General features: G+C 69.4%; 19 protein-coding genes. 17 read left to right on the top strand and 2 right to left on the bottom strand.

The window, feature by feature from the left end; genetic code table 11:
* Positions 1 to 29: 29 nt before the first annotated feature.
* Together GORHZ_RS11625 and GORHZ_RS11620 are read right to left on the bottom strand one after the other, a co-directional pair.
* On the bottom strand, positions 30 to 1649 hold the full coding sequence (locus GORHZ_RS11625) for a phytoene desaturase family protein (RefSeq protein WP_051998842.1): 1620 nt from the start codon (positions 1647 to 1649) through the stop codon (positions 30 to 32).
* Positions 1646 to 2302, bottom strand: a complete 657-nt coding sequence (locus GORHZ_RS11620) for a GNAT family N-acetyltransferase (RefSeq protein WP_006333168.1) — start codon at positions 2300 to 2302, stop codon at positions 1646 to 1648. The genes GORHZ_RS11625 and GORHZ_RS11620 overlap by 4 nt, the downstream gene beginning before the upstream one ends.
* Positions 2303 to 2590: 288 nt before the next feature.
* Here GORHZ_RS11620 and GORHZ_RS11615 point away from each other — a divergent pair, with 288 nt between their 5' ends.
* From GORHZ_RS11615 to GORHZ_RS11535, 17 genes are all read left to right on the top strand, one after another.
* The gene (locus GORHZ_RS11615; RefSeq protein WP_040531500.1) at positions 2591 to 3061 is read left to right on the top strand and encodes an SAV_6107 family HEPN domain-containing protein; all 471 of its coding nucleotides are present in this window, start codon (positions 2591 to 2593) and stop codon (positions 3059 to 3061) included.
* 194 nt (positions 3062 to 3255) lie between these two features.
* Positions 3256 to 3657, top strand: coding sequence for an SCO2097 family morphological protein (locus tag GORHZ_RS11610; protein WP_006333165.1), 402 nt, complete (start codon positions 3256 to 3258; stop codon positions 3655 to 3657).
* Positions 3658 to 4121: 464 nt separating this feature from the next.
* Entirely contained in the window at positions 4122 to 4562 is a 441-nt protein-coding gene (gene mraZ / locus GORHZ_RS11605) for a division/cell wall cluster transcriptional repressor MraZ (protein ID WP_006333164.1), read from the top strand.
* A 172-nt stretch (positions 4563 to 4734) separates the two neighbouring features.
* Positions 4735 to 5775 carry a 16S rRNA (cytosine(1402)-N(4))-methyltransferase RsmH gene (gene rsmH / locus GORHZ_RS11600; RefSeq protein ID WP_006333163.1) on the top strand — a complete coding sequence of 347 codons (1041 nt, stop codon included), beginning with the start codon at positions 4735 to 4737 and terminating at the stop codon, positions 5773 to 5775.
* On the top strand, positions 5772 to 6521 hold the full coding sequence (gene ftsL / locus GORHZ_RS11595; protein ID WP_006333161.1) for a cell division protein FtsL: 750 nt from the start codon (positions 5772 to 5774) through the stop codon (positions 6519 to 6521). The genes rsmH and ftsL overlap by 4 nt, the downstream gene beginning before the upstream one ends.
* Before the next feature lie 21 nt (positions 6522 to 6542).
* On the top strand, positions 6543 to 8456 hold the full coding sequence (locus tag GORHZ_RS11590) for a peptidoglycan D,D-transpeptidase FtsI family protein (RefSeq protein ID WP_040531465.1): 1914 nt from the start codon (positions 6543 to 6545) through the stop codon (positions 8454 to 8456).
* Positions 8457 to 8569: 113 nt separating this feature from the next.
* A complete protein-coding gene (locus GORHZ_RS11585) occupies positions 8570 to 10180 on the top strand; it encodes a UDP-N-acetylmuramoyl-L-alanyl-D-glutamate--2,6-diaminopimelate ligase (protein WP_040531463.1) in 1611 nt (536 codons plus the stop codon).
* Entirely contained in the window at positions 10177 to 10659 is a 483-nt protein-coding gene (locus GORHZ_RS11580; RefSeq protein WP_006333154.1) for a hypothetical protein, read from the top strand. Before GORHZ_RS11585 ends, GORHZ_RS11580 begins: the two co-directional genes overlap by 4 nt.
* 46 nt (positions 10660 to 10705) lie before the next feature.
* The gene (mraY, locus tag GORHZ_RS11575) at positions 10706 to 11800 is read left to right on the top strand and encodes a phospho-N-acetylmuramoyl-pentapeptide-transferase (protein WP_006333153.1); all 1095 of its coding nucleotides are present in this window, start codon (positions 10706 to 10708) and stop codon (positions 11798 to 11800) included.
* Positions 11801 to 11819: 19 nt separating this feature from the next.
* Complete coding sequence (gene murD / locus GORHZ_RS11570) at positions 11820 to 13352, top strand: UDP-N-acetylmuramoyl-L-alanine--D-glutamate ligase (RefSeq protein ID WP_006333152.1); 1533 nt, start codon at positions 11820 to 11822, stop codon at positions 13350 to 13352.
* On the top strand, positions 13349 to 14920 hold the full coding sequence (gene ftsW / locus GORHZ_RS11565) for a putative lipid II flippase FtsW (protein WP_006333151.1): 1572 nt from the start codon (positions 13349 to 13351) through the stop codon (positions 14918 to 14920). Before murD ends, ftsW begins: the two co-directional genes overlap by 4 nt.
* A gap of 56 nt (positions 14921 to 14976) precedes the next feature.
* Positions 14977 to 16191 (top strand): undecaprenyldiphospho-muramoylpentapeptide beta-N-acetylglucosaminyltransferase, encoded by a 1215-nt coding sequence (murG, locus tag GORHZ_RS11560; RefSeq protein WP_051998846.1) that lies wholly within the window; start codon positions 14977 to 14979, stop codon positions 16189 to 16191.
* A 39-nt stretch (positions 16192 to 16230) separates the two neighbouring features.
* Positions 16231 to 17757: a UDP-N-acetylmuramate--L-alanine ligase gene (gene murC, locus GORHZ_RS11555; RefSeq protein ID WP_006333149.1), complete on the top strand. Its 1527-nt coding sequence runs from the start codon at positions 16231 to 16233 to the stop codon at positions 17755 to 17757.
* On the top strand, positions 17754 to 18464 hold the full coding sequence (locus GORHZ_RS11550) for a cell division protein FtsQ/DivIB (RefSeq protein WP_006333147.1): 711 nt from the start codon (positions 17754 to 17756) through the stop codon (positions 18462 to 18464). The genes murC and GORHZ_RS11550 overlap by 4 nt, the downstream gene beginning before the upstream one ends.
* A gap of 166 nt (positions 18465 to 18630) precedes the next feature.
* Positions 18631 to 19806: a cell division protein FtsZ gene (gene ftsZ, locus GORHZ_RS11545; protein WP_006333145.1), complete on the top strand. Its 1176-nt coding sequence runs from the start codon at positions 18631 to 18633 to the stop codon at positions 19804 to 19806.
* An 8-nt stretch (positions 19807 to 19814) separates the two neighbouring features.
* Complete coding sequence (pgeF, locus tag GORHZ_RS11540; RefSeq protein ID WP_006333144.1) at positions 19815 to 20561, top strand: peptidoglycan editing factor PgeF; 747 nt, start codon at positions 19815 to 19817, stop codon at positions 20559 to 20561.
* Positions 20554 to 21303: a YggS family pyridoxal phosphate-dependent enzyme gene (locus GORHZ_RS11535; RefSeq protein ID WP_006333143.1), complete on the top strand. Its 750-nt coding sequence runs from the start codon at positions 20554 to 20556 to the stop codon at positions 21301 to 21303. Before pgeF ends, GORHZ_RS11535 begins: the two co-directional genes overlap by 8 nt.
* Positions 21304 to 21345: the final 42 nt, after the last annotated feature.

Raw genomic sequence — 21345 nt, 5'->3', positions numbered from 1 at the left:
CCGGTCGGCCGCGGCCGACGCACCCGGGATCATCGTCGAAGGGCCAGGTGCGCGGCGATACGGCCGCTGGCACCCGTCACCCCGCCGCCGGGATGCGTCGAGGCCCCGGCGAGCAGGAGGCCGTCGGCGCCCGGCACCCGGTGCCCCGACAGATCGGGATGTGGCCGCCAGAAGAACATCTGGTCGATGCTCATCTCCACATGCATGATGTTGCCGCCGAGTAGACCGAGTTCGTCGGCGAGGTCGTCGGGCGTCTGAATGTGGCTGTGTTCGATGTGCGCGCTGAAACCCGGGGCGTGGCGATCCATCTCGGCTCGGATCGCCTCTGCCGCCTCCGGTGCCGCATCGCGCCAGCTCCGCTCACCGGACAGACGGGAGGGATGCCACTGCGCCCACACGGTGACCAGGTGTTTGCCATCCGGCGCCAGCGTCGGGTCGATCGCCGAGAAACTCATCGCGACGCAGGCCGGCCGGGCGGGCAGGTCGCCGACCGATGCGGCGGCCTGCGCGCGGCGCAGCTGGGCGCGGTCGGTGACGAGCAGTCCCAGCGCCGAGTGCACGCCGTGGGATGGGAGGTCCGACGGCAGGTCGCGATAGGCCGGCAGGGCGTCCGTACCGAGACGAACGGCCATCCCGATGCCGTCTCCGAGTGCGATCTGCGAGCGCCACCGGTCGATCAGTTGTCGATCATGGCCGCCGGCGGCCAGCAGCTGCAGCGTGGTGAGGATGTGGCAGGCGGCGATCACCCGGGTGGCGCAGTGCCCGGTCCCGTCGGCGGTGTCCACCCGCCAGTGGTCGCCGCAGCGGGTGATGGCGGTCGCCGGACGTTCGAGCAGGACCTCGCCGCCGTCGGCGGTGAGTCGGCTGATCAGGGCTTCGGTCAGCGCGCCGCTGCCGCCGACCGCGCGGCCGGGCGGGATGTCGTGCTGCAGGGCGGCGAAACCGATCATGGGTGCGGTACCCGGCGCGTTCATCGGCGGCCCGGACTGGGCGCCGAACCAGGCCAGCGCCGCCTTGAGTGGCTCGGAGTCGAACCAGCGGTCGAGCAGCGCATCCCCCGAGGACATCAATTCCTGGGTCAGCGACAGCATCGCGCCGGTCCGTCGACCGACGGGGCCGGTGCGCGCGGTCGTGGCGGTGTCGGTCAGGCCGGTGAACGCGGTGGCGAACCGTGCGGGTGCGGCCGGGGCGTAGAACGAGCGCATGACCGCACGGGCGCGGGGGCGCCACACCTGTACGAACCGGCGGTAGGCCTCGGCGTCGGCGGACCCGACCGCGCGTTCGATGGACGCGCAGGTGGCGTCGAGGTCGGTGCGGAACACGATCGGCGCGGTGTCCTCGGTCGCCGGACTGAAGGCCCACGGATCGCAGTCGAGGTAACGCAACCCGTGGTCGGTGAGCGACAACTCGTCGAGCACGGGGGAGTGACGGATCATCAGGTGCGCCGACGATCCGCGGTCCACGCGGTAGCCGGGGAAGCGCTCGATGGTGGAGACCGCCCCGCCGGGTACTGTGTCGCGTTCGACGACGCGCACCGATCGTCCCGCGCGGGCCAGGTAGGCGGCGGCGACGAGGCCGTTGTGGCCGGCCCCGACGACGACGGCGTCGAGGGGCACATGCGTCGCGCCCCGACGACGGCGGGCGGTCATCGGCTCTCGGTGCGGTCGTCGGTGACCAGGGGGAGCGGGCGGCCCAGGAAGGCGAACGGACGGGGATCGCCGGAGAAGGTGAAGTGCCGGAGCACGTCGACGAACCCCAGGCGGCGGTAGAGCGCCCATGCCCGGTTGTTCTCGGCGGGGATCTCCGGGGTGGACAGCAGGACCCGGCTCTCGGGCCGACCGGCCAGCAGCCGGGTGAGCAACACCTGCCCGATGCCCCGACCCTGCGCGGTGGGGTGCACATGCAGTTCGGTCAGTTCGAAGTAGTCGCGGGTGATCTCGTCCACCGCCGACTCGGGGTGCCCGGCCTGCCGCAGACCGAAGCGGAGTTGCTGATTCCACCACTGGTCACGTTCCCCGCGATAGCCGTAGGCGATCCCGACGAGGAACTCGTCATCGTCGACCCCGACCGGTCGGGAGAGTCGTCGCCGCGCGGCGGGGCCGGACCCGGCCTCGCCCGGCGAACCGGTGGTGATGGCGCCGACGGCCCGCCAGCCGGGACGCGCGATGTGTTCGCGCCACAAAGCGGCCCGGTGCACCTCGGTGCCGCGCGGGTAGTTCATCGCGGTCACGTAGATGTCGAGGGCGGGTTCGAGCCACACCCGGGCGTCCTGCCCGGTCAGATCAACGAGGCGGATCGTCACCGATCGTCAGTCCTCTCGTCACGGTGGCCCGCGCTGCTGCCGGTCGTCAGCGCCCGGGGATTTCGGTCGGTCGTCGTCTTGAAGGTGTCCGACCCACTAGCTATATTGAATATGTCGAACGGGTGTTCGATGAATGAGCCTCCGCAAGCTGTTCTGACCACCCGCCGACATCTCGCGCCGGCCCGGCGGTGAACGAGGGAAGCGTTCGCTGTCGGGCCGGCGTTGTAGAAAACAGGAGAACAGCAAACAGGAGAACAGCAGTCGACATCGACGGATCGGGAGGTGGAGATGACCAGGACGAATCCGACACGGTCGACGCCGGCCATCGATCCCGTGGTCGTGCGTCGCGGCCGTGACCTGTTGGACCGGGCCGAGATCCTGTTCGACAACGCCGACGGCATCACCGAGTCGGCCGAACGGTTCCGGCAGTACTACCTGACCGCGTTGCGCGCGGCCGGTGCGGTACTCGAGATCTACGAGCCGTCCAACCGGCCGGTCCGGCGCCGGCGGCCGGCCAGTGCGTGGAAGCGCCTGCCGGTGGTTGTCGGCGAGTTGGCCGCCTATGCGGACCACTTCGCCGACCTGTCGCACCTGCGACTCGACATCGAGTCAGGACTCATTCGGACGGTGGACGAGCAGACGGTGCGCGAGACGCGGCGCAGGGTGATCGAATTACTCGACGCGGTCGAGCGCGAGGTGATCGCCTACGAGCAGGGCAGGCTACCCCAACAGAACGTCCGCCCGGACCGGACCGCGTGACCGTCGAGGGCCCGCCGGGGGCATGCTCGGGTACTTCATCCGGACGCAACCGTGGGTAATGGTGGTCGCCGGGTGATTCTGCTCGTATCATGGGAGATTGAGGCCGTAGTCCACGGCTGGGCGGCGTCGGCAGTACACATCGATCGCAGGGGTCGAGTGGGTCGGGTCGGTGGAGTTGTGAGTTAGGAGGGTCGGTGCCTCTTTCGGAGCACGAGCAGCGCATGCTCGAACAGATCGAAAACGCTCTGTACGCCGAAGACCCGAAGTTCGCGTCGAGCGTCAAGCGTCGTCGCCTCGGACGGTCGAGCGGTCGTCGTCGGCTACAGGCGGTAGCCATCTTCGTTCTGGGGCTTGTCCTCCTCGTCGGTGGACTCATCGTCAACATCGGGGTGGGTGGGTTCCCCATCATCAGCCTCGTCGGTTTCCTCGTCATGTTCGGCGCCGGCCTGCTCGCTCTGTGGGGTGGCGACGGTCGGGGATCCGGGTCGGCCCGGGGACATGGTCGCGGCGCGAAGGATTCGCGTGGTGCGGCACCCAAGCGCAAGTTCTCCGAACGGATGGAGGAGCGCTTCAACCGCCGCTTCGACCAGCAGTGACACTGCCGGGCAGTGCCCGGGACATGATTTGTGACAAGGCCGTACGCCGCCAAGGTGTGCGGCCTTCGTCGTGTGCCCCCGGTCGTGTGCCCCCGGTCGTGTGCCCCCGGTCGTGTGCCCCCGGCCCTGTGTGCCCACCGTCTCCCACCTCGGCACCACCCGATGCCCCACTTCACCCCACCCCACCTTTACCCGATGGCCCCACTTCACCCCACCGTGCGGAGATAGGTCTTCTCAACTGGGATCCTTGGTCACATCAACCTCATCAGTAGCGCGTCATCCGAGGCGGCACGCCCGTGGCGTAGCTGTTCCCTGCGTCTCTGCTGATGCCCTGACCAGTACTTTTCAGGTATGAGGGGCGATCGTGGAGTGTCAGGGGTGGAAAGTGGTGGAAAGTGGGGTACTGTGGCAGCACTGGGTGAGATGAACCGGACATCGAACCTGGTGCGGCAGGAGGTGTCGACGTGCCAGCACGGTTCTTCGGCACCTACACGCCCAAGCTCGACGACAAGGGGCGACTCACGTTGCCCGCCAAGTTTCGCGACGCGCTGGCAGGAGGGGTGATGGTCACGAAAGGCCAAGACCGCAGCCTGTCGGTGTATCGGACCGAGGATTTCCAGGAGATCGCCGAACAGACGGTGGCGGCATCGCGCAACGACCCCGCGGCGCGGGCCTTCATGCGCCTGCTCTTCGCAGGTTCGGAAGATCAGCGGCCCGACGGTCAGGGACGGATCACCCTGCCCGCCGAACTGAGGACCTACGCGGAACTGACCAAGGACTGTGTGGTGACCGGCGCGTTCGATCACCTCGAGATCTGGGATGCGCAGACGTGGCGTGACTACCAGAGCGAGCACGAGGAGGACTTCTCCTCCGCGGGCTCGGCGGCGCTGGAAAACCTGCTCTAGCGGTCGACGAGCGGACGGACAGATGAATAGCGGAGCGGGTGGGTCGAGGCCTCGGCCCGGTGCGACCCTGGCGTACTTCCCCAACGCCAGGTGCGAGATCGGGCCGAGACCCCGCCTCATCCGGGAACCGCACACACGAGGAGTCGAGCCACACAGTCCGAGGAGAGGGTCGGTGAACACAGGTCACGACGAGCCGCGGCCCGATCGCGACGCACCGCTCCCGGTAGGTGAATCGGCCCGGCGCTCCGGCCCGTTCGGTCACGTCCCGGTCATGGCCGACCGGATGATCGAACTCATCCTGCCCGCGCTGACCGCCCACGGCGCCGACGCACCGATATTCGTCGACGCCACCCTCGGGGCCGGAGGTCACACCGAACTCGTCCTGCGAGCCCACGAGGACGTCCGGGTGATCGGCATCGACCGCGACACCACCGCGCTGGACATCGCCCGCGAGCGGCTGGCCGACTACGCCGGGCGGATCACCTTCCACCAGGCCCGATTCGACGAGATCGGTGACGTCCTCGAGGATCTGGGCATCGACCGGATCGACGCCGCACTCTTCGACCTGGGCGTGTCGTCGATGCAGCTCGACCGCCCGGACCGGGGATTCGCCTACGCCGTCGACGCACCGCTGGACATGCGCATGGACATCTCCGAGCCCATGACCGCCGCCGACATCCTGAACACCTACCCCCACGGGGAACTGGCCCGCATCCTCTCCGAGTACGGCGAGGAGCGCTTCGCGGGCAAGATCGCGTCGGCGATCATCCGTGAGCGCGAACGTGAACCGTTCACCACCAGCGCCCGGCTCGTCGAGCTGCTCTACGCGACGATCCCGGCGGCCACCCGCCGGACCGGCGGCCACCCGGCGAAGCGGACCTTCCAGGCCCTGCGCATCGAGGTCAACCACGAACTCGACGCGCTGCGGCGCGCCATCCCCGCCGCGCTGGCAGCGCTGCGCGTCGGCGGGCGGGTTGCGGTGATGAGCTATCAGTCCCTCGAGGATCGGATCATCAAGCGGGAGTTCGCATCCCGAGTCGTATCCACCTCACCGCGCGGACTGCCGGTGGAGTTGCCCGGGTCGGCGCCGGACTTCCGGCTCGTCACCCGCGGTGCCGAACGCCCCGACGAGCGTGAATTGGCCCAGAATCCACGGTCCGCCCCCGTGCGGGTCCGGGTGATCGAGCGTGTCGACGAGAAGGATCGCTCATGACGCTGCTGCACGACGTCGATGTCGATGCCGATCCGGTCACTCCCAAAAAGGGCACACGCTCGCGGGCCGCGCAGCGCGCGCTCGATCGGCGCCACAAGCGTCTCGAACGCCACAACAAGCAGACCAACCGAAACGCCGAGCGACGCACGACGTCATCGGAGAAGTCTCGTGCGCACGCGATCCCGTTCGTCGTCCCGGTGATCGCACTGCTGGTCCTCGGTCTCGGCCTCAGTCTGTGGCTGTCCACCAAGGCGGCCGCCGACTCGTACCGACTCGGCGTCGAACGCCAGCAGAACCAGGCGTTGCTCGACCGCCGTGACTCGCTGAAACGGACCTACGAGTCGGGGGATTCGGCTCCGGAACTGTCGGACAAGGCCACCAAACTCGGCATGATCCCCGCGCAGAACCCGGCCCGGATGATCGTGGGCGACAACGGACGTCCGCGGGTGGCCGGAGATCCGACCCCCGCGCAGGGCAAGGGACTGCGAACGATCAATCCTCCGGTCGGACCCGACCCCGTCGCGTCGATCGACCCGAAGAAGGTCGACGACTCGGTGGGTCTGCCCGGCGACGGATCGCAATCATCCGACGCCGAGCCGTCATCGACGCCCGACGACTCCGCGACCGCGCCCTCCACGGCTGCGTCGTCCACACCTGCGCCGGGCGCGCCCGCGAACGGCGCGGCCCCCAACGTGTTGCCGGCGACCCCGAACGCGCCGGGCGCAAATTCGACGGAAAACCGTTAACCCCGGGGACAATTGGCAACCATGACACGTGCGGTCTTCCAACGCCTCGACGCGGGCTCGTCCGGGCGCGGGCGCGGTGGCCGCGGACGCGGTGGCGGATCGGGGTCGTCGGGTGGGCGAGGACCGCGCGGCACCGAACCCTTCGTCGGCCGCAGCCGGGTCGCCGGACTGATCGTCCTCATGGCGGTGGTGGCGGTGGCGATCCGGATGATCGTGGTGCACACGATCGAGGCACCCTCGTTGTCCGCGGAGGCGGCCCAGCAGCGCGAGTTCACCCAGATCCTCACCGCGAAGCGCGGTGCCATCCTCGACCGCAATGGCCGACCCCTCGCTTACACCGACGAGGCGAGGGCACTGACCTTCCTGCCCCAGGCGGTGCGCAAGTCGATCGAAGAAGCCCACCGCAAGGACTCGGACCTCCCGGATGTGAACACCCGGATCGCCGAGATCGCCAAGGGCGTATCGTCGGCGCTCGGCGGATCCATCAGCGAGGAGGATCTGCGCAAGAAACTCACCAGCGACGACACCTTCGTCTACCTCGCACGATCGGTCAGCCCGGAGACGGCGGCGCGGATCACCGCCGACTTCCCCGAGGTCGGGGCCGACCCCCAGAGCATCCGCCTCTACCCGGGGGGCTCGCTGGCCGCCAATATCGTCGGCGACGTGAACTACGACGGCAACGGGCTGATCGGCCTCGAGGCGTCGATGGACTCGGCTCTGGCCGGCACCGACGGTTCCAAGACCTACGACCGTGGCTCCGACGGCGCGACCATTCCGGGCAGCACCCGCAACGTCCACCCGGCGATCAACGGGGCGACCGTGCGCCTGACCATCGACTCGGACATCCAGTGGTTCGTGCAGAGTCAGGTCTCCGCCGCGAAGACCGCCTCCGGAGCGCGCAGCGCCTCGGCGGTGGTGCTCGACGCGCACACCGGTGAGGTGCTCGCCATGGCCAACGACAACACGTTCAACGCCTCCGAACCGCTGACCGACCAGAAGAAGGCCAACCTCGGCAACCCGGCGGTGACCTCACCGTTCGAGCCGGGTTCGGTCAACAAGATCGTCACCGCGTCCGCAGCCATCGAGTACGGCGTGACCACACCCACCGAGGTGCACCGGGTCCCGGGCAGCATTCACATGGCGGGTGTAACCGTGAGCGACGCATGGTCGCACGGCCCGGCGCCCTACACGACGACCGGGATCTTCGGGAAGTCGTCGAACGTCGGCACTCTGATGCTCGCTCGTCAGGTCGGTGAGAAGCGCTTCGCGGACATGGTCAACCGCTTCGGACTCGGCCGGCGCACGGGCATCGGTCTGCCCGCCGAGAGCGCCGGCGAGGTCCCGGCGCTGAGTCAGTGGTCCGGCGGATCGTTCGCGAACCTGCCCATCGGTCAGGGACTGTCGATGACGCTGCTGCAGATGACCGGCATGTACCAGGCCATCGCCAACGACGGCGTGCGGATCCCACCGCGCATCCTGATGTCCGAGCAACGTGACGGCCAGCCGGCCGAAGAGCCGGCCCGGCCCGAGGGTGTCCGGGTCGTCAGCGCCCAAACCGCTCAGACCGTGCGGAACATGTTCCGGGCCGTCCTGCAGAAGGACCCGATGGGTTATCAGCAGGGCACGGGCGCGACCGGAGCCGTCGCCGGTTACCAGTTGTCGGGCAAGACAGGCACCGCGCAGCAGGTGGACCCCAAATGCGGGTGCTACTCGAACTCGAGCTACAACATCACCTTCGCCGGGATCGCCCCCGCCGACAATCCGCGCTATGTCATCGGCATCATGCTCGACAACCCGAAACGCAGCACCGACGGTTCCGGCGGGCAGTCGGCGGCACCACTGTTCGGCACCATCGCCTCCTGGATGCTGGAACGGGCACGGGTGCCGCTGTCGGCGCATCCGACGCCGCGGCTGATCCTCGAGGCCGGTCACTGACCGTACCGCGCCCGTCCCACACCGGATGCAGGCGCGGCTGACGGTATCGTGAGTGCGTTCCGGCGCCCGAATCCGGGGCCGATCGACATCAGCAAGGGAGGCGGGAGGCACACATGGCGTCGACTCGCCGTCAGCGGACAAAGGGTGCGGCAGGAGATCTCCGTCCGTCGGGGGTGGCCCCGACCGCGGTGTCGGTGCTCTCTGCCGCCACCGGCGCACGGGTGGATCTCGTCGGCCCGGTGGCCGCCACCACCGAGGTGACCGGGGTGACATTGCGTGCCCAGGACGCCCGGCCCGGTGATCTGTTCGCCGCCCTGCCCGGGGGCAGCACCCACGGCGCGCGGTACGCCGACCAGGCCCTCGCCGCCGGAGCCACCGCGATCCTCACCGACCCGGCCGGACGGGCCGAGCTGGCCAAGGTGCTCGGACCGGAGGACTCGTGCGCGGTCCTCATCCATCCCGACCCCCGATCGGTCCTCGGCCCCGTCAGCGCGCGCGTCTACGGCTATCCGTCGCAACGTCTCAAGCTCATCGGAATCACCGGCACCTCGGGGAAGACCACGACGTCATACATGGTCGAGGCCGCGCTGCTTGCCGCCGGGCACTCGGTGGGTCTGATCGGGACGGTTCAGACACGCATCGACGGTGTGGCACTGCCCAGTTCGCTCACCACGCCGGAGGCGCCCACCCTGCAGGCGATCCTCGCCACCATGGTCGAACGGGGCGTCGACGCCGTCGTCATGGAGGTGTCCAGCCACGCGCTGGCGCTCGGGCGTGTCGACGGGGCGCACTTCGCCATCGGCGCGTTCACCAACCTGTCGCAGGATCACCTGGACTTCCACCCGTCGATGCGCGCCTACTTCGACGCCAAGGCGCGGCTGTTTTCGCCCGGATCGTCGACCCGGGCGTTGCGCCCGATCATCTGTGTCGACGACGAGTGGGGCCGGCGGATGGTCGACGTCGTCCGCGCAGACCGTCAGACCACGCCGACCACGGTCTCCACCGGGACGGTACCCGCGCAGTGGCACGCCGGACCGTCGACCGTCGACGCCGCAGGCGTCCAGCACGTCTCGATCACCGTTCCGGGCGGCGGGCACCACGAGATGGCGGTACCCCTGCCGGGGCGCTACAACGTCGCCAACGCGCTGACCGCGGTCGCCATCGCGGCCGGCGCCGGTGTCCCCACCGCCACCGCGATCGGCGCGATCGCCGGGGTGGCTGTGCCCGGCCGGCTCGAGCGGGTCGAGAAGGGACAGCCGTTCCTCGTCGTCGTCGACTACGCCCACAAGCCCGCAGCGCTACAGGCCGTCATCGCCACGCTGCGCGAGCAGACCCGGGGTCGGGTCGCGGTCGTCGTGGGTGCCGGGGGAGATCGCGACACGGGCAAACGGCCGATGATGGGGGAGATCGCCGCGCGCGGCGCCGACCTGGCGATCATCACCGACGACAACCCGCGCAGCGAGGACCCGGCCCGGATCCGCGCCGAGGTGCTCGCGGGAACCCGCGACGTGGAGTCGGGCGCCGACGTCCGCGAGCTGGGTGACCGCGCCGAGGCGATCCGCGAGGCGATCACGTGGGCGCAACCCGGAGATTCGGTGCTCATCGCGGGCAAGGGACACGAGACCGGACAGGAGATCAACGGCGTGAAACATCCGTTCGACGACCGGGTGGTGGCCGCCGAGGCCCTCGACGCGTTGTCGGCCGCAGTCGAGGAGGACCGATGACCGCCACGCCGACGCTGATGGTGGTCGACGCGCCGGTGACATCTGATCGGACGCGAGCACGGCTCCGTGATCTGGTCGAGGCCGGGGCTGCGCGTCGCGCCGACGAGCCGGCCGCGCGAACCTGGGCGATCGTCGGCGAACTCGTCGACCAGGACGACCGGACGGAGAACGAACGCGTCGTCGAACACGACCTCGTCGGCCGGCAGGCGGTGCGCCTCGCGGTCGACAAGACGCTCTGTGTGGGGAACTCGCGCGCGGTTCGTGCGCTGCATCAGGGTGCGGTTATGGAAGGCTCCTGGGGTGACGAGGTGCGGATGGTGCAGGACGCGCCCGCCGCACGTGCGCTACTGCGGTCACCCGACGACGACTGGCAGCCCGGACCCGCCGACGTGGTGCTGATCGCGGCTGCCGACCCGGGGGTGACGGCGCTGGCGGATCTCTGGCCGGTCGGACGCGCGGCGACGAGGACCAACGAGTGAAGGCGACGAGAGTGACTGGACAGACGGGCAACACGAGGACGGCACGGTGACACAGATCCTGTTCGCGGGTGGCATCTCACTCGCGGTGTCCATCCTGCTCACCCCGATCCTGATCCGACTGTTCTCTCGGCAGGGATTCGGACAGGAGATCCGGGTCGAGGGGCCGCAGAGTCATCAGACCAAGCGGGGTACCCCGTCGATGGGTGGCGTGGCGATCATCGCCGCACTCTGGGCCGGATACTTCGGCGCGCACCTGTTGGGTGTGTTCACCGACGGCGCGGGCGTGTCCGCGTCCGGACTGTTGGTACTCGGCCTCGCGACCGCGCTCGGTGCCGTCGGATTCCTCGACGACATGATCAAGATCCGCAAACACCGCAACCTCGGCCTCAACAAGACCGCGAAGTCGATCGGTCAGTTCGTCGCCGCCATCCTGTTCGGTGTCCTGGTGCTGCAGTTCCGCAACGACGCCGGATACACGCCGGCCAGCACCCATCTGTCCTATGTCCGCGACATCGACGCGATCTCGATGTGGCCGGCGGTGTTCGTGATCTTCTGCTGGCTCGTCGTCGCGGCCTGGTCGAACGCGGTGAACTTCACCGACGGTCTCGACGGACTGGCGGCCGGGTCGATGGCGATGGTGCTCGGCTCCTATGTACTGGTCACCTTCTGGCAGTACCGCAACGCCTGCACCGGCGGCCCCAAGGCGACCCAGGAGATCACGCCCGGCTGCTATGTGGTGCGTGACCCCCTGGACCTCGCGTTGATCGCCGTCGCGGGTGGTGGTGCGTGCCTGGGTTTCCTCTGGTGGAACGCGGCGCCCGCGAAGATCTTCATGGGCGACACCGGGTCGCTGGCTCTCGGCGGCATGCTGGCCGGCCTGTCCATCACCACCCGTACCGAGTTGCTCGCCGTGGTGATCGGTGCACTGTTCGTCGCCGAGATCGTCTCGGTGGTCATCCAGATCGCGTTCTTCCGCACCACGGGTCGACGGGTGTTCCGGATGGCCCCGTTCCATCACCACTTCGAACTCGGCGGATGGGCGGAGACCACCGTGATCATCAGATTCTGGCTGCTCACGGCCATCGCCTGTGCGCTGGGTCTGTCCCTGTTCTACAGCGAGTTCCTGACCATTGGCGGCTGAACAACCCGTCGGGACGGACGTGACCCGGCTGTCGGGGGCCTCGGTGTTGGTGGCGGGCGCAGGGACGGCCGGCCGGTCGGCGGCGCGTCACCTGCTGGACGCGGGAGCCGAGGTCACCATCGCCGACACGCGGTTCGCCGACCCCATTCCACCCGGCGACGACCTCGTCGCACGCGGTGCGCGATTGGTTTCGATGGCGGTGATCCTCGACGACGACGCGTGGACGTCGTCGACCGACCTGGTCGTCGTGTCGCCCGGATTCGCGCCGACCAATCCGCTGGTGGAGCGGGCGCAACAGGCCGGGCTGCCGATCTGGGGTGAGGTGGAACTCGCGTGGCGCCTTGACCGCTCGGGTCGCTACGGCCCACCGCGCACCTGGTTGGTGGTGACCGGTACCAACGGCAAGACCACGACCGTGTCGATGCTCGCCGAGATCGTGACGGCCGCCGGACGCTCCGCCGCCGCCTGCGGCAACATCGGACTCCCGATTCTCGATGCGATGGGCCAGACCCCCCGGGTCGACGTGCTGTGCGCGGAACTGTCGTCGTTCCAGCTGCACTGGGCGCCGTCGGTGACGCCGGACGCCGGGGTGGTGCTCAACGTCGCCGAGGACCATCTGGACTGGCATGGATCGTTCGAGGCCTACACGGCGGCGAAGACCGTCGCGCTGCACGGGACGGTGGGCGTCGTCGGTCTCGACGACGCGGTCGCGGCCGGCCTTCCCGTCGTCGGGCGACGCATCGGATTCACGCAGGCCATGCCCGTGGCGGGGCAGCTCGGGGTCGTCGACGGTGATCTGGTCGACCGCGCCTTCGACACCTCGGATGCGGGCCGGCGCATCGTCGAGGCCGCGGCGATCCATCCGCCCGGACCCTCGGGGATCGCCGACGCCCTCGCCGCAGCGGCCCTGGCACTGGCCGTCGACATCGCACCCGATGCGGTGGCGACGGCCTTGCGCGGATTCCGCCCGGCCGCCCACCGCGGCGAGATCGTGGCGCGCGTCGACGACGTGGCCTACATCGACGACTCGAAGGCGACCAACCCGCACGCCGCGCAGGCCGCGATCGGTGGACATCGACGTGTCGTGCTCGTCGCCGGTGGCCTGCTGAAGGGTGCCGAGGTCGATGATCTGGTCCGCGACACGCGGTCGCGACTCGCCGGCGTGGTCGCGATCGGCCGCGATCGTGACCTGATCGTCGACGCGATCGCGCGACACGCCCCAGAAGTCCCAACCGTCACAGTATTCACAGGGGACGATGGGCGGGTGATTGTTCAGCGCGCCACGACCACCGCGGTGGATGAGCTTCCCGCCGAACTGATGGACGCCGGGCCGGGCAGCGCCGGCGACCCCGCGCTCGCGGTGATGGATCGCGCCGTGGCCCTCGCCGCGCACCTCGCCGTGGTCGACCCCGACCGCCCCGATGCGGTCCTGCTCGCGCCCGCGGCCGCCTCGCTGGACATGTTCGCCGGATACGGACAGCGCGGGGACGCGTTCGCCGCCGCCGCGCGTGCATTGCCGGGTGCGGCCGGCGTGAGCGGATCCCCGCGATGAGTGCGCAGTCCGAGGTCACCGACCGCACTTCGGCACGCACCCGGCGGAATTCGGTGCACGCCACGGTTTCCGAGGCGCTGCACAGCCTGCTGTCGCGGCCGCTGGCGTCCTATCACCTGGTGCTGACCATCACCTTCCTGCTCACGGTCCTGGGCTTGGTGATGGTGCTGTCCGCCTCGTCGGTGGAGGGGTATTCGAAGGACGGGTCGGCCTACGGACTGTTCGCCACCCAGGTGATCTTCGCGATGCTCGGCCTCACGGTGTTCTACGTGATGCTGCGGCTGCCGATCCGGCTGATGCGTCGCGTGGCGGCCCCGATGATGGTGATCACCACCGTACTGCTGGCGCTGGTGCTGATCCCCGGCATCGGCACGCTGAGCCAGGGTGCACGTCGGTGGTTCGTCGTCGGCGGTCTGTCGGTGCAGCCGTCGGAGCTGGTGAAGGTGGCGCTGTGTGTGTGGGGCGCCCATCTGCTGGCCTCGCGGCGGCGGGAGAACGCGTCGTTGAAGGAACTGCTGATCCCGCTGTTGCCGGTAGCGTTGCTGATCTGCGTGCTGATCATCCTCGAACCGAACCTCTCGACCACGATCACCATCGCGATCATCGTCGGCGCGCTGCTGTGGTTCGCCGGTCTACCGGTGAAGGTGTTCCTCGGCTTCGTCGTCGCAGGTGCCTCGATCGCGGTGCTGCTGGCCCTGGTCGAGGGATACCGCTCGCAGCGCGTGATGAGCTTCCTGGGCAACATCGATGACCCGCAGGGTGCGGGATATCAGGCGCGTCAGGCGCGGTTCGCGCTCGCCAACGGCGGGGTCTTCGGCGTCGGTCTGGGACAGAGCAGCGCGAAATGGAACTATCTGCCCAACGCGCACAACGACTTCATCTTCGCCATCATCGGCGAGGAACTCGGGCTCATCGGCGGTCTGCTGGTGGTGATCCTGTTCGCGGTCCTCGCCTTCGTCGGATTCCGTATCGCGGTCCGATCCGTGGACCCGTTCCTGCGGTTGATGACCGCGACGATCACCGTGTTGATCACCGCCCAGGCGTTCATCAACATCGGCTATGTCATCGGTCTGCTCCCGGTGACGGGCATCCAGTTGCCGCTGCTCTCCGCGGGCGGTACCTCGACCCTGACGATCCTGGCCATGCTGGGTCTGCTCGCCAGCGCCGCCCGGCACGAACCGGAGGCGGTGGCGGCGCTCGGCGCGGGTGAACCGGGCCGCGTCGGCCGGTGGCTGCGGTTGCCCTCGCCGGTCCCGTACCGGCCGAGCCGCGCGGACATGCTCCGCGACCGGCTCGATCGGCGCGGCCCGGCACGCAGCGGTCGACGAACCGCGGCGCCTGCGGCATCACGCTGGACCCGTCGCTTCCGTCGTCGCCCGACCGATGACCCGGCCGGCTCGGCGGGCCGTCGTTCCACTCGGGCGCGCCAGGCACCGCGCACGGCCACCGTCCGGGTCGACTACCGTACGGGGTATTCCGGATCGGGCCGGACCGCGGGCGGGCGCGACACGAGCGTCGCGTCGCGGCAGTCCGAGGCCCGGCGGCCGTCGACGTGGCCGCGCCGCTGATCGACGCCGACAGCGGCCGGGAGTCCCGGCCGGGCGGAGTTCGACGAAGCGACGAGATGGAGTTTGTACGGGTGAGTTCTGAGCGAGACCGGTCGCGGACGGATCGACCGCTGTCGGTGGTGGTCGCCGGAGGCGGGACAGCGGGTCACATCGAGCCCGCGCTGGCGGTCGCCGATGCGGTGGTCCGGCTCGAGCCGACGGCGCGGGTGACCGCGCTGGGGACCACCCGCGGCCTGGAGACCGACCTGGTGCCCGAGCGGGGCTATTCGCTCGAGTTGATCCCACCGGTGCCGCTGCCGCGCAAACCGGGGATGGAACTGGCCAAGACCCCCGGACGACTCCTGCACGCGGTGTCCGCGACACGATCGGTGCTGGCGTCGGTGAATGCCGACGTGCTCATCGGATTCGGCGGATATGTCGCGATGCCGGCCTATCTCGCCGCCCAGACGCACTTGCGGGCGCGGCGCCGGATTCCGATCGTCATTCACGAGGCCAACGCGAGTGCCGGGATCGCGAACAAGATCGGCGCCCGCTTCGCCGACCGGGTGCTCGCCGCCGTCGACGGCAGCGGGCTGGACGCCGAAGTGGTCGGCATCCCGGTGCGCGGGGTGATCGCCGAACTGGACCGGGCCGCGCTGCGCGCCAAGGCGCGGCACTACTTCGGTCTCGCCGAGGACGCGCCCACGCTGCTCGTGTTCGGCGGCTCGCAGGGTGCCCAACGTCTCAACGAGGCAGTGGCCGGCGCCGCGGGGGCGCTCGGTGCCGCCGGGATCGGCGTGTTGCATGGCTTCGGTCCGAAGAACTCGATCAACCCCGTCTCGCCCGACGACGCACCGCCCTACCGCGCCGTGGGCTATCTCAAACGCATGGATCTCGCCTACGCGGCGGCCGATCTGGTGATGTGCCGGTCGGGGGCGATGACGGTTGCCGAGGTGTCGGCGACGGGGCTGCCCGCGATCTACGTGCCACTGCCGCACGGCAACGGCGAACAGCGGCTCAACGCGTTGCCGGTCGTCGACGCCGGCGGCGGGGTCCTCGTCGACGACGCCGACATCACCGCGGAGTGGGTGGCCCGCGAGGTGCCCGCGCTGCTGGGTGACCCGGATCGGCTGGCCGCCATGTCGCTGGTGGCGACGGGAACCGGGCATCGGGACGCCGCTGCGGCGGTGGCCGGCGCCGCCCTCGACCTCGCCCGGCAATACCGCACCGGCGAGCATCATCGTCGGCTGCGGTCCGCGTTTCGCTCGCCCCGTTCCGGTTCGAAGCGGTGACAATGGTCCTACATGACACACGAACGGACGGGTGAGGCGATGAACGGCGGGTCGACGCCCCCGATCGGCGGGCTCCCCGAACAGTTGCGCCGAGTCCACATGGTCGGTATCGGCGGAGCGGGGATGAGCGGACTCGCCCGCATCCTGCTCGCTCGCGGCGGACAGGTGTCGGGCTCGGACGCCAAGAGCAGTCGCGGCGTCCTGGCCCTGCGGACCCGGGGTGCCCGGATCCAGGTGGGCCACAGCCCGGCGGCACTCGATCAGCTTCCCGGCGGACCGTCGGTGGTGGTCACCACCTACGCCGCGATCCCGAAGACCAATCCCGAACTCGTCGAGGCCCGCGAGCGCGGCATCCCGATCCTCCTGCGTCCGCATGTGCTCGCCGATCTGATGGCCGGTTACCGGACCCTGCTCGTCGCCGGCACCCACGGCAAGACCTCGACGACCTCGATCGCGGTGGTCGCCCTGCAACACTGCGGCCTCGACCCGTCCTTCGCGGTCGGCGGAGAACTGAACGAGTCGGGGACCAACGCCCACCACGGCACCGGTGCGGTGTTCGTCGCCGAGGCCGACGAGAGTGACGGGTCGCTGCTCGAATACAGCCCGGATGTCGTGGTGATCACCAACATCGAAGTCGATCACCTCGACTTCTTCGGCACACGCGAGGCCTATGTCGAGGTGTTCGACAAGTTCGCCGACCTCATCCGGCCGGGCGGCTCGCTGATCGTCTGCCTCGACGACGAGGGCGCCGCCGCACTGGCCGGACGCGTCGCGCCGATGCTGGTGCAGCGCGGCATCTCGGTGTTCGGGTACGGCGAGGGGCACTACGCGCAGCTGGCCCCGGGCGCGACGCAGGTCGCGACCCTGCTGTCCTGGGAGGCGCGCGGCGCCGGCGGAATCGCCCGCATCCGGCTCGACGAGCCGATCATCGGGGCGAGTGTGGAGCGCACGCTGCACCTGACCCTGCCCGGGCGGCACATGGCCCTCAACGCACTCGGGGCCATCGTCGCCTGTATCCGTGCGGGTGGCGAACTCGACGGGGTGATCGACGGGGTGCAGACCTTCGGCGGTGTCCACCGACGCTTCGAGTTCCGTGGCCGCGCAGGCGACGTGGACGTCTTCGACGACTACGCGCACCATCCGACGGAGGTGCGCGCGGTCCTGACCGCGGCACGGCAGGCGGTCGCAAGTGTCGCCGCGGAGGGCACCGGCCGCGTAATCGCGGTGTTCCAACCCCACCTGTACTCCCGGACCCAGGAATTCGCCGACGAGTTCGCCGCCGCTCTCGATCTCGCCGACCGGGTCGTGGTCGCCGACATCTACGGCGCGCGCGAGGAACCGATCCCCGGGGTCAGCGGCGCGACCATCGCCGACCGCATCAGCCGGCCGGTGATCTTCCAGCCCGATTTGTCGGCACTCGCCGGCACCGTCGCGTCCATCGTCGCGCCCGGTGATCTCGTGCTGACGCTGGGCGCCGGGGATATCACGATGCAGGGCCCGGAGATCTTGGCGGCGCTCGCCGACCGCGAGCCCGTGGCGACCGACCTTCCCGGGCCGTCGACATGATCCGGGGACGGGCGCGTGGGCTGTCGCGGGGGACCCAGTTGCTGCTGGGCACCCTCGCGGTGATCGTGGTGGTGGTCGGGTTGGGTTGCGTCGCCTACTTCACACCGCTCATGTCGGTCCGTTCCACCGACATTCGCGACAACCACGCCGTCCCCACGGACGAGATCCTCAGCGCGGCCCGCGTACCCGACGGCACCCCGCTGCTGCAGGTGGACACCCGGGAGGTCGCCAACCGCATCGCCGCGATCCCGTCGGTGGAGTCGGTGCGGGTGCAGCGCAGCTACCCCTCGTCGCTCACGATCACCGTCGTCGAACGCCGACCCGTCGTCCGTATCACCGACGGCGACAAGGTCCATGTGCTCGACGCCTCCGGCGTGGGCTATCTGACATACGACAAGACGACCGGGGTGCCACCCGAGGTGAACCGGCTGCCGGAGTTCTCCACACCCAATCCGGGCCCGGCCGATCCCACGACCACCGCCACTCTCGGTGCCGTCGCCGAACTGCCGGAATCGATATCGAAGCAACTGATCGCGGTGTCGGCATCCTCCCCGGTGGACATCGAGTTCACCTTGACAGGCGACAAGACGGTGGTTTGGGGAGACAGCGACCACGGTGCCGAGAAGGCCCGGACCCTCAATGCCCTGCTGAGCAGGCAGGCGAGGGTCTACAACGTGTCGAGTCCGGACTTCCCGGCCTACAAGTGACCGTCCCGACGGTGAAAAATCCCGGGTAACTTCGCGACACGCCGTGCGCTTGCTGGCCACTGGGGCCGTCGATGCCTAGCGTCATCCCCAACATCCATCTACTTGACATAACTCTAAATCTATGGTTCAGGTTTAGGGTTCCGGATCTAACGAGGAAGGCGGGCACATGACGCCACCGCACAACTACCTGGCCGTGATCAAGGTTGTCGGCATCGGCGGCGGCGGCGTCAATGCCGTCAACCGGATGATCGAACAGGGGCTGAAAGGTGTTGAGTTCATTGCGATCAACACCGACGCGCAGGCCCTGCTGATGAGTGATGCCGACGTGAAGCTCGACGTCGGACGTGATTCGACGCGCGGTCTGGGCGCCGGCGCGGATCCCGAGGTCGGTCGCCGTGCCGCCGAGGACGCGCGCGACGAGATCGAAGAACTCCTCAAGGGTGCGGACATGGTGTTCGTGACCGCAGGTGAGGGTGGTGGCACCGGAACCGGTGGTGCGCCGGTCGTGGCATCGATCGCACGCAAGCTCGGCGCACTCACCGTCGGCGTGGTGACCCGCCCGTTCTCCTTCGAGGGCAAGCGGCGCGGCAACCAGGCCGAACAGGGCATCGTCGCGCTGCGTGAATCCTGCGACACGCTCATCGTCATCCCCAACGACCGGCTACTGCAGCTCGGTGACGCGCAGGTCAGTCTGATGGACGCCTTCCGCAGCGCCGACGAGGTTCTGCTCAACGGTGTTCAGGGCATCACCGACCTGATCACCACCCCCGGCCTGATCAACGTCGACTTCGCCGACGTCAAGGGCGTGATGAGCGACGCGGGCAGCGCCTTGATGGGTATCGGTTCCTCCCGCGGCGAGGACCGGGCGAAGAAGGCGGCCGAGGCGGCGATCAACTCGCCGCTGCTCGAGGCGTCGATGGAAGGTGCTCGGGGCGTGCTGATCTCGATCGCCGGTGGCAGCGATCTGGGTCTGTTCGAGATCCACAACGCGGCGACCCAGGTCCAGGAGGCCGCGCACGAGGACGCGAACATCATCTTCGGCACCGTGATCGACGACAACCTCGGCGACGAGGTGCGGGTGACCGTCATCGCGGCCGGGTTCGACGGCGGTACGCCGCGCAAGCGCGTCGAGATCCCGAACGTGGCGGCGGGCAAGGCGGCGGTGGGTTCCGGCCAGGCCGGCACCGTGTCGGCCACTCCGCAGGCCAACGATCCGCTCTTCGGCAAGATGTCGGCCGGCGGCGGTGACCCCTTCGCCGAGCAGCAGCAGGAGCGGCCGCGGCGCAATCAGGTCACCCTCGACGATGACGACGTCGACGTGCCGTCGTTCATGAAGCGCTGAGCCACACCATGCGGGTCCGCCGTGTGGTGACCAGTCGGTCCGGGGGCGTCTCCAAGCCGCCGTACGACTCGTTCAACCTCGGCGATCACGTCGGCGACGATCCGAAGGCGGTGGCCGACAACAGGATTCGACTGGCTGACCAGCTCGGGTTGCCGGCCGAACGCGTGGTGTGGATGGAACAGATCCATGGCCGTAACGTCACCGTCGTGGAGGGTCCGGTCGGCGGTGCGGTCCCCGCGACCGACGCACTGGTCACCACCGCCCCGGATCTCGCACTCGCGGTCCTCACCGCCGATTGTGTGCCCGTGCTGCTCTCCGACGACGAGGCCGGCGTCATCGCGGGCGTCCACGCGGGGCGCATCGGCGCACGCATCGGCATCATCCCCGCCACCCTGGCGGCGATGATCGAACTCGGTGCCCGACCCGAACGCATCGGCGTGCTGCTCGGTCCGGCGGCCAGCGGTCGCAACTACGAGGTCCCGCCGGCGATGCAACGTGACGTCGAGGCGCACCTCCCCGGAAGCGCGTGCGTGACCGCCAAGGGCACAACGGGTTTGGATCTGCGCGCCGGTATCCGCCGTCAGCTGCTGGCGGCCGGCGTGGCCGCGGTCGCTGCGGACCCGCGGTGCACCATCGACGATCCCGAACTGTTCAGCCACCGCCGCGGCGCACCCACCGGCCGACTCGCCTCGGTGATCTGGATCGACTCCGGGGCCGCTGGGACCTCTGAGGCCTCTGGGGCCGACGATGACTGAGGCCGACGCCCGCACCGCCGAGTTGGCACAACGCTACGGGGCGGTGCGTGATCGGCTCGATGCCGCGGTTGCCGCGGCCGGCCGGGCGCCGGGCGAGGTCGAGCTGCTCGTGGTCACCAAGTACTTCCCGGCGGTCGACGTCGCGCGCCTCATCGGGCTGGGGGCGCGGGCGTTCGGCGAGTCGCGGGAGCCGGAGGCGAGCCGTAAGATCGCCGAGTTGCGGGCCGGCCCGAGCGGTGATGCCGCGGTGGCGGACGCGGTGTTCGACATGATCGGCTCCGTCCAATCGAAGAAGGCGAAAAGCGTTGCGACGTGGGCCCGTGCGGTCCATTCGGTGGACCGCGACAAGGTCGTCGACGCCCTGTCCCGCGGCGCGCAGGCGGCCCTTGACGCGGGGGAGCGGACGGCACCGCTCGACGTGTTGCTCCAGGTGAGTCTGGACGGCGATCCCGCGCGCGGTGGCGTGCCGGTCGGTGACCTGTCCGCGCTGGCGGAACACGTGACGACCTCGGCCGGCCTGCGTCTGCGCGGCCTGATGGTCATCGCGCCGCTCGAGGGTGCCGCCGAGCAGTGGATGGCGCGCACCGCGCAAATCCGGGAACGGTTCCTGGCGACCCATCCCGAGGCCGGTGTGCTGTCGGCGGGCATGTCGCAGGACCTCGAGACCGCGGTCGCGCACGGATCGACATGCGTGCGTGTCGGTACCGCGATCATGGGTCGGCGACCGATAATCTCTCAGTAATCACATTGGTCACACGAGAACCAATCGGAACTTGGATCTACA

This window comes from Gordonia rhizosphera NBRC 16068, from assembly GCF_000298195.1.
GTDB classification, from domain to species: Bacteria; Actinomycetota; Actinomycetes; order Mycobacteriales; family Mycobacteriaceae; genus Gordonia; species Gordonia rhizosphera.
This window is presented reverse-complemented; position numbering and strand designations above follow the sequence as displayed.

Bases quoted from the DNA above. Each gene is read 5' to 3' on its own strand.
- GORHZ_RS11535 (WP_006333143.1), top strand. From the start codon at position 20,554: ATGACTGAGGCCGACGCCCGCACCGCCGAGTTGGCACAACGCTACGGG.
- murC (WP_006333149.1), top strand. From the start codon at position 16,231: ATGAACGGCGGGTCGACGCCCCCGATCGGCGGGCTCCCCGAACAGTTG.
- pgeF (WP_006333144.1), top strand. From the start codon at position 19,815: ATGCGGGTCCGCCGTGTGGTGACCAGTCGGTCCGGGGGCGTCTCCAAG.
- murG (WP_051998846.1), top strand. From the start codon at position 14,977: ATGGAGTTTGTACGGGTGAGTTCTGAGCGAGACCGGTCGCGGACGGAT.
- GORHZ_RS11625 (WP_051998842.1), bottom strand. From the start codon at position 1,649: ATGACCGCCCGCCGTCGTCGGGGCGCGACGCATGTGCCCCTCGACGCC.
- GORHZ_RS11580 (WP_006333154.1), top strand. From the start codon at position 10,177: ATGACCGCCACGCCGACGCTGATGGTGGTCGACGCGCCGGTGACATCT.
- ftsL (WP_006333161.1), top strand. From the start codon at position 5,772: ATGACGCTGCTGCACGACGTCGATGTCGATGCCGATCCGGTCACTCCC.
- ftsW (WP_006333151.1), top strand. From the start codon at position 13,349: ATGAGTGCGCAGTCCGAGGTCACCGACCGCACTTCGGCACGCACCCGG.
- ftsZ (WP_006333145.1), top strand. From the start codon at position 18,631: ATGACGCCACCGCACAACTACCTGGCCGTGATCAAGGTTGTCGGCATC.
- GORHZ_RS11585 (WP_040531463.1), top strand. From the start codon at position 8,570: ATGGCGTCGACTCGCCGTCAGCGGACAAAGGGTGCGGCAGGAGATCTC.
- GORHZ_RS11590 (WP_040531465.1), top strand. From the start codon at position 6,543: ATGACACGTGCGGTCTTCCAACGCCTCGACGCGGGCTCGTCCGGGCGC.
- GORHZ_RS11550 (WP_006333147.1), top strand. From the start codon at position 17,754: ATGATCCGGGGACGGGCGCGTGGGCTGTCGCGGGGGACCCAGTTGCTG.
- GORHZ_RS11615 (WP_040531500.1), top strand. From the start codon at position 2,591: ATGACCAGGACGAATCCGACACGGTCGACGCCGGCCATCGATCCCGTG.